Origin of the sequence: Bacillus sp. H1a (assembly GCF_000633475.1) — a bacterium.
GTDB classification, from domain to species: domain Bacteria; phylum Bacillota; class Bacilli; order Bacillales; family Bacillaceae_G; genus Bacillus_A; species Bacillus_A paramycoides.
Genome location: NZ_AYMH01000025.1, coordinates 1 through 12,230 on the forward strand (window position 1 = coordinate 1; position 12,230 = coordinate 12,230).

Genomic DNA, 12,230 nt, shown 5'->3' on the forward strand with positions numbered 1-12,230 from the left:
TTTACCTATCGCAACGAATAGGAAAGGGAAACGAGAAGATAAAATAAGACCGTTCCTTTTATAGGAATGGCCGTACAAATATTATGTGCTGGAGGTCGCACCAAATGGCATAAGATGTTTTCTCTAAACAGTATGGACAGGGAATTTTATGATTATACGTAAAAATGGCAGGTAATTGAATAAGTTACCCGCCATGTTTTTAAAATACACGGAGGAGAGAGCTCCGATTTGAAAGAGTGAAGCCGTGGGAAGTCGGCTTGCAGGTAGTATGTACAATATAAAAAAGATTATTCGAAAAGGGAAATTGGATACTTAAAATCTTAACAAAATAGTTATTTAAAGGGATGTTGATAATTGCTTATATATCGAAAAACTATTTAGCTATAAGAAATATAGTTTCATCAGCCTTGGAAAACCCATACAACTTTCTTCCGAACTGTAAAATACCTTCTTCACTCTCTGTTAAAGTTTTAATATCATTTTCAAAATAGTGTCCAACGTTCTTTAAATAAGATAATTTTTGTTTTTCATTATTAAGTATAATTTGTTTTTCCTTAATCATTTGCTCTTGCTTATAAAGGGAGGTTTGGGCGGAAATAACCATAGGTAGCATAAAAGCTAGCGCTAGTAAAAGACGACGTCTTAGTTTTTTATTCGTTCGTTGGTGATTGTTAGTATTAATTTGGTTTTTTAGGAATGATTGTTGTGATGGTAATTTTGGGATGCTTCCCATTTTAATGCCTCCATTACTAATTATAAATTTAAAATGTTTAAAAGTATTATATATGCTAAATGGGTAATTTTGAACCTATTTTGGTAAAGATAGGTTTTGTAAAATTTAAATAAAATCCTTATTTGAATGTAAAAAAGCCCCCACATAAACGTAAGGACTTTTCTAAAATGAAAGTTTTGATCTTCAATTATCATTATATACCATAAATAAAGTACATTAAAGTGAAATTTTAACAAAAACGCTATTTTAGTTGAAAGTGAGGTGGATTAATTGCAAGTTGATAAAACCTTGTCGGAATTATGGCATCTAAGAGGTGGATTAAATAGAGGGTTAATGACTCGTGAAGAGTATGAAGAAGAATCTCAAGATATAGCTTTTATGGCAATAAACACAATAAAAAAATTACAAAGGAGAATAAGTGAACTTGAATTAGAAAACAATCAATTGAAAGGTGTAAATAAGCTTTCTTAATAAAAATTTCATTTGGTAGAAATAAAAACCCTAGTTTCCTAGGGTAATGGTATAACAGCTCAATATATTTTATCCTTCTATATCGTAACGTAATATTACGTTAAAAACATCAGGTAAATGTAACCAATTACAGAAAATAAGAGCAGCTAGCAAAAGCTAACTGCTCAGGTAATGGAATATGGTTAAGAAATGGGTTGTCTACAGTATTGACGGAATATTGAGTTTTACTCGTGAAGAAATACGTTTAACTTAATGCATAGCCCACGATCAAAGTTAGTGTTAAAAACACAGATAATAATAATGTTAGTAGAACTGTTACTATGCTTCTAAGCATTGCTATCCAATTATCTACTTTAGAGAATCCTTTAATACCAGCAAAAAAAGTTCCTATTGAAAAAATGAGTACAAAAAATAAAGGGTGGATAGGTAGTGAATTCATAATAAACATCTTCGTTTCAGATGAGGCTATCGAACCCATTTCAAGATATAAGAGGAATAAACCAATGCAAATAAAAGAAAAAATAAAGGACCATAGATTGATGTTATGTTTCATAGCTTTCTCCTATATTATCAAAATATTTTCATTTAATTTTAATGGAAAATAAAAGGAAAAGATAGCGGTTATAAATTGAAATAAATTTTTTAACAAAATAATCGCTTTTAAAGCGAGGTTGGGAGAATGAAACCTTTGAAGAAAAGAAAAGATAGAAAAGTAATTGCTCGTCGTGCAAAAGCAGTGGAGAAACAACAAGTTGATAACGCTTGGAGAAATATCTTTGTACGAGCTGGTATTTTAAAATAAATGAAAAATAAATATCGTCCGGCTAGAAAACTAGAGGACACCAATTCGTTAAAGCAGCAATTAGGGCTGTTTTAGGAATAGGTGTCCTTTTTATTTTGAAAAGGGAGATGGAGAAATGAAGATACTAAAAGATCAGTTGCGTGAATGGAAAAAGCAATCTAAACAAGCGAAGAAGAAAAATAAGAAAAAACGAAAAGAAAAATTAAGTACTCGTGACATTGAAGATTTAATGGGAATTCGTGGGCCGCGTTATGAGCGTAGACGTGGAGCATTAAGACAAAAATAACAAATCACTTAGGAGGAATTCAGTATGAATAAACAATTATCATTTAAAATGCCCATTGTAGATGAAAAGGAGACAAAAAAAGCCATAGAGGAAGTTTTTGAAGAGTACAGACGTTATTTAGCGACTATGTCACTCGACCTTTTGCCAAAAGTGACGCCATCTTATTCTATTATTCCTCCATGTGTTACCAATGAATTCAATAGTTCTACAGAGGATATCGCGCTTGAAAGAGTTCAATTTGAACGGACACGAGAAAAGTTTATGAAGTGGATTCATCGAGCGGTTAATAGGTTGCCAAATACAGAAAGAAAAATTGTGATTCTATTCTACATGGACGAGGAAATGGGGTATGATCCTGACATCAGAGAAGAAATTGGAATAGGTAAAACAAAGTATTATCAATTAAAAGGTAAAGCTATATTACGTCTTGCATTCAGTCTAAAGAAAGAAGTATTCAAACAGGATACTGAAAGTGAAGAGGTACAAAGTGTATGAACATTGTACAACCGATTCGAGATAAAGAAATAATACAAGAAATAAAGGAGTTCTATAAGAAGCAGAATGAGAGGAACTACATTCTGTTTCTTCTTGGTATGAATACAGGGTTCAGAATATCGGATATATTGCGTTTACGCGTTCGCGATGTAGAGGGTTGGAATATTGTGATACGTGAAAAGAAAACGAAGAAGATTAAAGATGTGAAGATGCCTTCGGAACTGAAGAGAGCTATTCGAAATTATACAGAAGGAAAGCCAAAGAATGAATATTTGATTAAGAGTAGGAATGGAAAGAATAAACCAATTACTCGTACAATGGCTTATGTGATACTAAATCAAGCGGCAAAAGAGTTTGGTTTGGAACGTATAGGAACGCATTCGCTTAGAAAAACATATGGATATCATCATTATAAGCAATTTAAAGATGTAGTTGCTTTGCAAAAAATGTTAAATCATACGGATTAAAAACGATCCATCTTATGTGAAGTTTAGTAAGAAAAGCACAGTGGATTCTTCTATTGTTGGAAAGCGTGTTGTTTCTAAAGTTAATAATCTACGTTTCTATGATGCTCCATCTTGGCAGGATAAAGATGTTGGTGGTTCTGTGGATGCAGGGTTAGGATTCACAATTGATGCGAAAGTAACTGTCAATGGATCGTCACAATATAAAGTACACAATAGTAAAGGCAAAACATACTATGTAACAGCAAACGAAGCCTATGTGTATGTGAAGTGAGTTTTTGACAAAAGAATAGTTTGATGAACAAAAAAGAGCCGTCCCATTGGGCGGCCCTTTTTTTATTTAGTATTAAAATAAACTTTTTGCATACTTAATGTTTTATAAACAAATTTGAAATCATCATTCTTTTTTATGTATTGTACAGAATAACCTTCAGCTTCAGCGCCTTTAAATACTTCACTTTGTAATGGCGTCGGAATGATAGGGTGATGTTCTGTATCCAATTGATATACTTTTCCATCTGCAGAAACATATTCTGTATTCATAATATCATCAGAACGATACGCGAAATCAGCTGTATCTGCATCCACTACTTTGGTTTTTACTTTTACTAGAACATATTCCATGTCGTCAGCTGGAGCTTTATTGAATTGATTTTCCTGTTGAATTAATTTCCATGCTTGTTCACCTCGAAGAACCTCTTGAATAGAAACCTCGACTTTTGCCTTGTAAGATTTTGAAGTTGCCTGATCAAAAATATTATCTTCAAAAGTTGCTGATTGTCCTATAGCTACTGGGTTTGAGCGAGAACCTGCTTTTGATTCTGCTTTTTTCTCTTCTTTTTTAGGTGAAGAACTTGATTGTTGTTCCTGTTTTGGTTCAGAATCCTTCTTTTTAACTTCCACATTTGAAGATTCTGAACAAGCACCAAGTACACTTGTAATTAATGCACCTGCAGCTACTACCTTAATTAAATTTGTTTTCATTTCTTATCCCCCTTAATATGTATAACATCGATAATAAGTATATCAAATTACTAAGGAGAATTTTACAAAAAGTTTGTTAATATAGATTTTTTTGTAAGAATTTAATAAAGCTAAATCTAAAAAGAGCTAGCTTTACGAATTCATCATTTATGATTTTTAAAACCGTCTCCTTTTAGGGGACGGTTTCTTTTATCAATGAATATACTATATTAAGAAATTTAAGAGGTGATAATAATTGGATTATTTAATTGAATTAAATCAGTGGGGCATAAAAGAAGGTTTACCTACTAAACCCTATGTAGATGCAGATTATATACAAGCTGATAAGAATATCCAGGGGATAAACAATGCGCTACAATTTGCAGCATCTAATAATTACTCTGAAGTTATTCTTCCAAAAGGCAATTACACTCTATGTTATCCACGTGAGATTGTTATGGTTTCCAATTTAGATTTTAATTTAAATGGATCAACATTAAAAGTTATATACGATTCTAATAAAAAATCGCCATTTGACAATAGAACAACTACTGATTATTACAACTTCAAAGGGAATAGTATCGTATTTAGTAAAGTCACCAATTCTAATTTATTTGGTGGAACTATAATTGGATGTAGGGACGACAGAAGTTTCTCTAATCCTCTAGAAGTAGCAATAGAGAATACGTATGGTATTCTCTTTCAAAAAAGTTCAAATTATTGTTCTGTGAAAAAATGTAAGGTTCGCGATTATATGGGCGATAATATTTCATTTAGCTCAAACTCGATATTTGACTATGGAGAATTTGATCAAGGTCTTACTTTGAGTGCCTTAGATTACAACACTGGACAACCTATTACCTCTACGAATACACTCACAACAAAGATGTTAAATATACCTCAAGATTTAACACCAAAGATTACTTCCTTCCTTATAGCTGGAGCAGGATACGCTAGAACAACAAATTTAAATAGTAAAGACTTGGATATCTTCTTTTACGATAATAACAACAATTTTATAGGGGTTATGAAGAAAAGAAGAATCTATACAGATATTTCAATCCCAGTTAACGCAATGAAATTTAGGCTTCAATTTTATAATGAAAACAATGTAAATAAGAATCTGCAATATACAATTATGTTTGGTGGTATCCCTCACCATAACACTGTTGAAAAATGCGAGGTTTTTAATGGGCATAGGGGTGGTATCACTTTAGGGGGGAATTACAACGAAGTTATAAATAATAAAATCCGCGATAATGGAAAAGGATTGGTTAGGTTTTTGGATGGAAAACCTATTTTCAACAATCCAACTCGTTATTCAATAAACATGGAAGATTCATACGGAGCAAGCTGTACCATAAAAGATAACGAAATTTACGGCAGTTATCACGGTATTTTAGTTGGTTGCTATGATGTCTTAATAGAATATAATCACATTTACAATATAGATTACCTAGCGATTAATTTTTATTCTTTAATGCATGCAACTATTAAGGATAATTACTTATACAACTGTCAAAATAACATTGGACTCATGACTTCTAATTTTAGTACGGCGTTTGTGAATATTATAGACAACAGTTTCACAGGGGGTAATATGAATTTAACTAATGATTCGTATAGGGTTTCTTTATCTAACAATCAATACGTAAACCCTGAATTCGTTGCATTGGGAGATAATTGCACATTTGATAATAATTATATTGTTTTTACAGAAAATCCGACTACCACACCATGGATAAAAGCAAACAAAATAAGCAAATGTACCTTTAAATCGGCTTTAACACAAAGAGAGATGACGTTTAAAGTTAAAGAATATGATAGCTGTAGATTCGAAAATTTACGAGTCAGATCAGAAAACCCTAATACTCAAACTGTAGACGTTTGTGAGTTCACAAGGTCAGAACTTCTTAATTGCGAGTTGAGAAATCATTTGTTTAGTGGGAGTCCAATGAATATTAGAGTTACTAAATCAAAACTTATAGATACAACTTGCGAAGTTGGTATTACAAATGTGGATAATCAAGTACCATACACTACACTGGAAGACTGTGCTATCTCGATTAATACGAAAAATAATTTATTCTTATCTGATACAAATCGTCCATATACAACTTTTGTAGTAGAGAAATGCAATGTTACTATTAATAATCCAGCATTCGCTTCTCTCTTAGCTTCAGGAGCAGCTGCGGGAGTAAACGAGTTAATTTTAAAAGACAATGGATTTGTTTATACAGGAACAGCACCATTGAATTTAAAATATTACACAAATCAAAATCATATTCGTAACTTCATCAATTCGAATAACACCTTTACAAATATCAATTTACCTGCTGTGAATTAAAGCTGGCTCTTTCGAGTTAGCCCTTTTTTATTCTACATCCACCAATTCATTAAGTTTAAATTCTGTATTCAATCCAAATGCATCCGTATAGTATACCGTTTATATTCTTATACATATTTGCAGTTATAATGCATGACTTTACATAGATGACAAACATACATTTTCGTGATACTTCATCTTGACAGGATAAGGATGTGGCCGTAACTGTAGATGGAGGTTTGGGATTAACTATTGATGCAAAAGTAATGGTAAGTGATTCGCCACAATATAAGGTTCATAATAGTCGCGGTAAAACATACTTTATTACAGAAAGTCCGATATATGTAGTTGGGAATTAAGAAAACTGTCTCTATAACAAACAAAAAACCCTAATACTCGATTTAATAGAGCATTAGGGTTTTTTGTTGTTTGATAGGAGGAAGGTCTTCTAATCAAACATTTCAATTTTCTTGGTTATGACATTACGAATACAAAAGTTAAATAAAAACATCACAATATAAAGATACCACATTACACAAGATAAATGTTATGCAATTTTGCATAATCATAGTTTGATATTACTTTCCTATGAAGATCATTCTTCCACGAAATGTTTTTTAGAAAAAAACTGACTATAATCAGTCAGCTATCCCCACAAACTCATCAGCTTGCTTAATAATTATGACTTTATCATGTTAATAAGAGCATCTCTATCAATTAATTCGATGTTCTTATTTGCTGCATATTGCCTTGCATTCTTATTGAAATTACTCAGTGTAACGAAATATCCTCCAACAGCATCAGCATCCACAATGGCGCTATGAAGTTTCTGAATAAATGGTCTTCCAATAGAACTTTTTGTATAGCGTTTCACCTCAACGAGCTTCATTTCTTTCCCTTTACGAAGAATAATGTCTTTTCCGCCATCATTAGAACCAGAAGTTACTTGGACTTTATAACCAAGATTGCGAAAGAGATCAGCTACAAAGTATTCGAACTCCCTTGGATCCATTACTTCTAAAGTACTACGAGTTGCAGTTTTCTCAATTCGCTGAGTCCTAATTATTTTAGGTGTTACTTTTGGACTTCTCGTTACCATACCGATGAGAAAAACAATCAAAAGCAATGCAATTGCCCAAATCATGTAATTCACCTCAGTATGAGTATGTCCAAATGGTGATTATGTGATTATTCTACTTCTTCCTCTATCCAAATTTCTTCTAAACGCATTTCTAGTGCACGAGCAATTCGATATGCGACAGGGAGTGTTGGAAGTCCACCTTTTAATAAATTAGTCATTGCAGAATTACTTATATTAGCTTTCTTTGCAATATATCCATATTTGATGCCTTTTTCATCAAGAATTTGTTTTAGTTGACTTCGCATAATTTTCACATCCATTTTAAATTTTTGCTTGTCCATATAAATATTTTGAGAATGGACGTGCAAATTCCTCCTTTCTAGTTCATATACCTTTATCAAGACCACGAGGAATACCAAGTGGAATCAAGGACATCAAGAAGGGAGAGGGTGCGCATGCGTTGGCAATATTCAAACGACTTACCTGTATCCATCAAAGGAATTAAGAAATATGTATAGGGCTTCTAATGGCAAAATAGAAACGAATACAATTGTGGACCACATGGAAAGACATGAGGTTTTTAATAATCGCGAATATAAAGGGTATTACCGTTTATCAAACGATATAATGGTTGATTTATATGAAGATGGGGACAAAGTTTTGGAATGGGGAGACGTTATAAATGAGTATCAACCTATAATGACTTCAAAGGGACTACAACTTATTAGAAAAGAGGGATTCAAATGACAATCGTAGGAGAAGCGGTAGTTGTATGGACGGCAACAGGCCTGTCAGTTATTACGATGAAAGTCGCTGAGAAAATGGGGCAGAGTGTTCCACATTGGCTTCCACGTATGACCATGTACACAACGCTCACAGGCTCATTTTTATGTCTTCTACGTTATGCTCTTTTCGCGTTTCTATAAAGGCATAGGGTAATGGAATTTAAGTTGCTAGAGATAACAAGGAAACTCACTTGTACGAACGGTGTTTATTAACGAGGGAGTTTTATACCTAATTAAAGGTATAAAAAGGGGGAGAAAAATGATCGAATTATTGTTGGTTCCAGCTGCAGGTTTAACAGTCGCATTGTTCGGTGATAAGTTCAAACGTAAAGATGATGATAAGCGAAAGATACAGGTATTCTTTGAAGTATCTGGAATCGCAATCAAAAGAGAAGATAAGCTACATTATCCAAAGTTTCAAAAGCAAATCGACGATAATCGCAGCACAACTTTTATTTACACTTTACCTGTTGGCATGCCGAGTAAAATCATTCAGAAAGTCGAGGATGTAGTGAGTGAGGGATTAAATAAACCCGTTCGAATCCAGTACGATAATTACAGATTGAATATTCGTGTATTCCATAAAGAAATACCGAAGAAATGGGATTGGTCCACTCGTTTAGTGACAAAAGGAAAATGGTGTGTACCTATTGGCCAAAGTTTAGAACGAATTATTTATCATGATTTTGATGAAACACCACATATGGCAATTGGCGGCTTAATTCGTATGGGGAAAACGGTGTTTTTAAAGAATATGTTTACCACCTTATCATTAGCTAATCCTGATCACGCCCATTTCTATTTAATCGATTTGAAAGAAGAAGGGCTAGAATTTAGCGAATATAAGAAACTGCAGCAAGTTGAACGGATAGCAGAAACACCACAGCAAGCACATGCGATGCTTATAAAAGTCATGGAGAAGATGAGTGAGCGCGGAAAGTTTATGAAAGAACGTGGTATCAAGAATATTGTTCATACAAAAGAAAGGGATCGATATTTTATCGTTATCGATGAAGGGGCGGTATTAGCTCTAGCAAAAGGATTACTAAAACCATATAATCAAATGTTAGAAGGGTGTCAATATATGATCAGCCACATTGCGCGAGTAGGTGGAGCGCTAGGTTTTCGGATTGTTTTTTGTACGCAATATCCAACTAGCGATTCACTACCAAGAGTAGTAAAGCAAATGTCTAATGCAAAACTTGGATTTAGATTGCCTACACGTACCGCATCTGAAGTTGTAATAGATCAGTCAGGTTTAGAAGAATTGCCATCCATTCCAGGAAGGGCCATTTACATGAAAGATACCTTTACACAGTTACAAGTCCCGTTTATCGAAGATGAGATCATGTGGAAACATCTTAGAGAATATGAGGTGGAGAAGGATGAGCACATTGAAACAACTGAAGAGGGAACGACAGATGATGATACTTGCGACGATTAGAAAGCTTCAGTTTGCGACAAGAAGGCATTTGATGTGTGTGCATATAATATAGGTGGTATACGGAATGCAAATCGAATCATGAAAGATTTAACTCCTTTTATTAGTCGTGTAACTTACTATAAAGAATATGTTTACTACTTAAACAAAGAGGGGCATGCATTATTAGGGGAAGGAAAGGTTGTTTCAAGAAATAGAATGGAGCATGCACTATTGAGAAATGAAGCCTGGTTAAATTTATATTGTCCTGATGATTGGCAAATAGAAACAGAAATAAGATATAGAAAAAATGGTGAGAAGAAAAGAATTATTCCTGATGTGAAGTATCGTGATGAAGAAGGAGTACTTCATGCAGTCGAGGTAGATCGATCACAGAAAATGAAAGTGAATGAAGAGAAGTTAAAAAAGTACGAAGAGTTCACACAAATATATAAACAAAAATATAATGGGAAAATGCCAATCATTCATTTTTTTACGGTAACAAAATATAGGGAAAAGAAGTTAGAAGAGTTAGCAGCTAAGTATGACGTATTTGTGAAGGTATATGTAGTAGGAGAAATATAAAAAAAGTGCTAACAAGTTTGCAAACGAAAATGCAAACTAAACGAATACTTCTTAGTAATGGTAAGAGGGAAATGGTCGCTGGTATGTCTTCTAAACCCTTATATATTAACGTTTATCAACGTTGCATAATCATGCATAAAACGTACTACTTCACCCGCACGCAATCCGGGCACCATGTAGTAAAGAATTTAACAACTACTGGCTCCTCGCTTGCGATGATGTCTTTGAATTCCTTGTCAGACTTGATTTCTCTCATGTTTTTGACTCCTTCCATTGTCATACGGATATGCTAGTATTTTTATGCAAAATCCGTATTTGCAAACATTAGTGTTTTTGAAATAGATTGTTTGCAAGATCTTCGACTGCTTTTTCTTGTAGGCCTGGTACAACATGTGAGTAGGTGTCTAATGTGATACCTACTCTTTTATGTCCTAATCGTTCACTAACAATCTTCGGATGAATACCTTGTTGCAACATTAATGTTACATGGGTATGTCTAAGATCATGGAACCGAATATCAGGAACCCCACTTTTCTTTATAAGCTTTTTCCAGAGCTGTGTCAAACTTCTGAAATTGCAGGGGTTACCATTATAAGTAGGGCAGACTAAATCATAATTGTTGTATCCATCGCCATACCGTTCTTTTTCTTCATATATTTTCTGAAGATGTTCTCGAAGTGCCTGTAGGGTAATTTCAGGTAGAACAATTAATCTCTTTCCTGTAGATGTTTTAGGTTCATGAAATTCTTTAGTGATATGAGAGAGGGACCGATTAACAGATAAGGTTCGTCTCTCAAAATCAATGTCTTTCCATTGTAGCCCTAAGATTTCTCCTTTACGCATTTCACAAGTGATAGCTAGTAGGTATGCAACATAGTACCTGCTATCTTTTGCATTGTCTAAAAAGCAAAGGACATGTTCTTCGGACCAAGTATTTACAGTTTTTTTTTCATCTTTTGGAGGGCTTACTACATCGGCAACTGAGAAGCATAATTGCCATCCTTATTGGGAAATTGCTTATTTCGATGATGAGGCTAATGCGGTCCGGAGCTACCAAAAAGGAGAGTACGCGATGTAAAGAAAAAAGGACAAGCAGTCGTACCTGCTGTCCTTTAATAGGAGAAAAATTATTCTGGTTTAGAACTACGAATAAACAGAAAATCTGCTTATAACCAGTGTTGTCAAAGATGTAAAAATCTATGCAACAAAAAAGCTTAGTCGGAATTCAAAACACCAAAATGGCTTGCATTGGTAAACAGGCTCAAAAGTAGTATATGTAAAATGAAAATTTTCATACAAAAGCAGACAACAATTTTTGTTGTCTGCCAGCGAGTCGAATGAGTTAGTCAATTGTGATAAATTGCTGTCCCATTACAAGAAGAGTGAAGCTGCTAGTTCAAACAGCTTGTAGGTAGTATTTTCGATACTTTAAAAAATATACAGAGAAAGCAGATAAGTGATGAACCTACCTGCTTTTACTGTAACACAAGAAAGAAGTACCAGCCGTGGATTAAGCGGCTTGGAAATAGTATGTATTGATTTCAAAATATTATTTAAGGAGTGAAGTCAGGTGGAATGTATCGTAAACGGTGTACATGAAATCACTCAGTTATTCAGTGAAGCAAAAGAGAAAAATAATGAATAAAAGAGAAAATCCCTGCGGGGACAGGGATTTTATAGGAGAGATATTGTTGTCGTACGATGTCGAAATTTGGCGTATTCGACGAATTAATATTATCACGAGTTTTCAAGTAATTGTGATGGTTTATGTGTCAAAAATGTGTACGACTTTCATATAAAAGCGTTATTTGCGCGACAC

The 12,230-nt window shown here is 33.8% G+C and carries 14 protein-coding genes and 5 pseudogenes; 12 read left to right on the plus strand and 7 right to left on the minus strand.

Annotated elements, in window-relative coordinates; genetic code table 11:
• Positions 1 to 373 precede the first annotated feature (373 nt).
• Positions 374 to 733 (minus strand): hypothetical protein, encoded by a 360-nt coding sequence (locus U860_RS0112495; protein WP_025148789.1) that lies wholly within the window; start codon positions 731 to 733, stop codon positions 374 to 376.
• 270 nt (positions 734 to 1,003) lie between these two features.
• Here U860_RS0112495 and U860_RS0112500 point away from each other — a divergent pair, with 270 nt between their 5' ends.
• Positions 1,004 to 1,204, plus strand: coding sequence for a hypothetical protein (locus U860_RS0112500; protein WP_025148790.1), 201 nt, complete (start codon positions 1,004 to 1,006; stop codon positions 1,202 to 1,204).
• A 244-nt stretch (positions 1,205 to 1,448) separates the two neighbouring features.
• On the opposite strand, the gene U860_RS36370 is transcribed toward U860_RS0112500, so the two are convergent.
• On the minus strand, positions 1,449 to 1,757 hold the full coding sequence (locus U860_RS36370) for a hypothetical protein (protein WP_081806708.1): 309 nt from the start codon (positions 1,755 to 1,757) through the stop codon (positions 1,449 to 1,451).
• A 126-nt stretch (positions 1,758 to 1,883) separates the two neighbouring features.
• On the opposite strand from U860_RS36370, the gene U860_RS33220 reads away from it, so the two are divergent.
• The 5 genes and pseudogenes from U860_RS33220 to U860_RS0112530 all read left to right on the plus strand — a co-directional run.
• Positions 1,884 to 2,006, plus strand: a complete 123-nt coding sequence (locus U860_RS33220) for a DUF3983 domain-containing protein (protein WP_081806709.1) — start codon at positions 1,884 to 1,886, stop codon at positions 2,004 to 2,006.
• Positions 2,007 to 2,121: 115 nt separating this feature from the next.
• Entirely contained in the window at positions 2,122 to 2,292 is a 171-nt protein-coding gene (locus U860_RS35880) for a hypothetical protein (RefSeq protein ID WP_033795420.1), read from the plus strand.
• Positions 2,293 to 2,316: 24 nt separating this feature from the next.
• A complete protein-coding gene (locus tag U860_RS0112520) occupies positions 2,317 to 2,787 on the plus strand; it encodes an ArpU family phage packaging/lysis transcriptional regulator (RefSeq protein WP_025148791.1) in 471 nt (156 codons plus the stop codon).
• A pseudogene (locus U860_RS0112525) lies at positions 2,784 to 3,251 on the plus strand (tyrosine-type recombinase/integrase); the annotation flags it as partial. The gene U860_RS0112520 and the pseudogene U860_RS0112525, both read left to right, overlap by 4 nt.
• Positions 3,250 to 3,525 (plus strand): annotated as a pseudogene (locus U860_RS0112530) (N-acetylmuramoyl-L-alanine amidase); the annotation flags it as partial. The pseudogenes U860_RS0112525 and U860_RS0112530, both read left to right, overlap by 2 nt.
• Positions 3,526 to 3,587: 62 nt before the next feature.
• Here U860_RS0112530 and U860_RS0112535 read toward each other — a convergent pair.
• Positions 3,588 to 4,235: a hypothetical protein gene (locus tag U860_RS0112535; RefSeq protein WP_025148793.1), complete on the minus strand. Its 648-nt coding sequence runs from the start codon at positions 4,233 to 4,235 to the stop codon at positions 3,588 to 3,590.
• Between the two features lie 235 nt (positions 4,236 to 4,470).
• Here U860_RS0112535 and U860_RS0112540 point away from each other — a divergent pair, with 235 nt between their 5' ends.
• Positions 4,471 to 6,561, plus strand: a complete 2,091-nt coding sequence (locus U860_RS0112540) for a right-handed parallel beta-helix repeat-containing protein (protein WP_025148794.1) — start codon at positions 4,471 to 4,473, stop codon at positions 6,559 to 6,561.
• A 194-nt stretch (positions 6,562 to 6,755) separates the two neighbouring features.
• The gene (locus U860_RS35065) at positions 6,756 to 6,899 is read left to right on the plus strand and encodes a hypothetical protein (protein ID WP_025148795.1); all 144 of its coding nucleotides are present in this window, start codon (positions 6,756 to 6,758) and stop codon (positions 6,897 to 6,899) included.
• Between the two features lie 320 nt (positions 6,900 to 7,219).
• Here U860_RS35065 and U860_RS0112550 read toward each other — a convergent pair whose 3' ends face one another.
• Complete coding sequence (locus U860_RS0112550; RefSeq protein ID WP_025148796.1) at positions 7,220 to 7,684, minus strand: restriction endonuclease; 465 nt, start codon at positions 7,682 to 7,684, stop codon at positions 7,220 to 7,222.
• Between the two features lie 44 nt (positions 7,685 to 7,728).
• Positions 7,729 to 7,926 (minus strand): helix-turn-helix transcriptional regulator, encoded by a 198-nt coding sequence (locus tag U860_RS0112555; protein ID WP_025148797.1) that lies wholly within the window; start codon positions 7,924 to 7,926, stop codon positions 7,729 to 7,731.
• Positions 7,927 to 8,076: 150 nt separating this feature from the next.
• Here U860_RS0112555 and U860_RS36375 point away from each other — a divergent pair.
• The 4 genes and pseudogenes from U860_RS36375 to U860_RS0112575 all read left to right on the plus strand — a co-directional run bounded on the left by U860_RS36375 (position 8,077) and on the right by U860_RS0112575 (position 10,411).
• Positions 8,077 to 8,368, plus strand: a pseudogene (locus U860_RS36375) (hypothetical protein).
• Positions 8,365 to 8,547, plus strand: coding sequence for a hypothetical protein (locus tag U860_RS0112565; protein WP_025148798.1), 183 nt, complete (start codon positions 8,365 to 8,367; stop codon positions 8,545 to 8,547). The pseudogene U860_RS36375 and the gene U860_RS0112565 overlap by 4 nt, the downstream one beginning before the upstream one ends.
• Before the next feature lie 118 nt (positions 8,548 to 8,665).
• Positions 8,666 to 9,850, plus strand: a complete 1,185-nt coding sequence (locus tag U860_RS0112570; protein ID WP_025148799.1) for an FtsK/SpoIIIE domain-containing protein — start codon at positions 8,666 to 8,668, stop codon at positions 9,848 to 9,850.
• A gap of 33 nt (positions 9,851 to 9,883) precedes the next feature.
• Positions 9,884 to 10,411, plus strand: coding sequence for a replication-relaxation family protein (locus U860_RS0112575; protein WP_345840339.1), 528 nt, complete (start codon positions 9,884 to 9,886; stop codon positions 10,409 to 10,411).
• A gap of 148 nt (positions 10,412 to 10,559) precedes the next feature.
• Here the strand turns inward: U860_RS0112575 and U860_RS0112580 are convergent.
• A pseudogene (locus tag U860_RS0112580) lies at positions 10,560 to 10,667 on the minus strand (thioredoxin family protein); the annotation flags it as partial.
• Between the two features lie 68 nt (positions 10,668 to 10,735).
• Positions 10,736 to 11,350, minus strand: a pseudogene (locus tag U860_RS31485) (site-specific integrase); the annotation flags it as partial.
• Between the last annotated feature and the right edge of the window lie 880 nt (positions 11,351 to 12,230).

Coding starts and splice junctions, on each gene's coding strand:
- U860_RS0112550 (WP_025148796.1), bottom strand. CDS start 7,684: ATGATTTGGGCAATTGCATTGCTTTTGATTGTTTTTCTCATCGGTATG.
- U860_RS0112555 (WP_025148797.1), bottom strand. CDS start 7,926: ATGCGAAGTCAACTAAAACAAATTCTTGATGAAAAAGGCATCAAATAT.
- U860_RS0112570 (WP_025148799.1), top strand. CDS start 8,666: ATGATCGAATTATTGTTGGTTCCAGCTGCAGGTTTAACAGTCGCATTG.
- U860_RS0112520 (WP_025148791.1), top strand. CDS start 2,317: ATGAATAAACAATTATCATTTAAAATGCCCATTGTAGATGAAAAGGAG.
- U860_RS35880 (WP_033795420.1), top strand. CDS start 2,122: ATGAAGATACTAAAAGATCAGTTGCGTGAATGGAAAAAGCAATCTAAA.
- U860_RS0112495 (WP_025148789.1), bottom strand. CDS start 733: ATGGGAAGCATCCCAAAATTACCATCACAACAATCATTCCTAAAAAAC.
- U860_RS0112535 (WP_025148793.1), bottom strand. CDS start 4,235: ATGAAAACAAATTTAATTAAGGTAGTAGCTGCAGGTGCATTAATTACA.
- U860_RS36370 (WP_081806708.1), bottom strand. CDS start 1,757: ATGAAACATAACATCAATCTATGGTCCTTTATTTTTTCTTTTATTTGC.
- U860_RS33220 (WP_081806709.1), top strand. CDS start 1,884: ATGAAACCTTTGAAGAAAAGAAAAGATAGAAAAGTAATTGCTCGTCGT.
- U860_RS0112565 (WP_025148798.1), top strand. CDS start 8,365: ATGACAATCGTAGGAGAAGCGGTAGTTGTATGGACGGCAACAGGCCTG.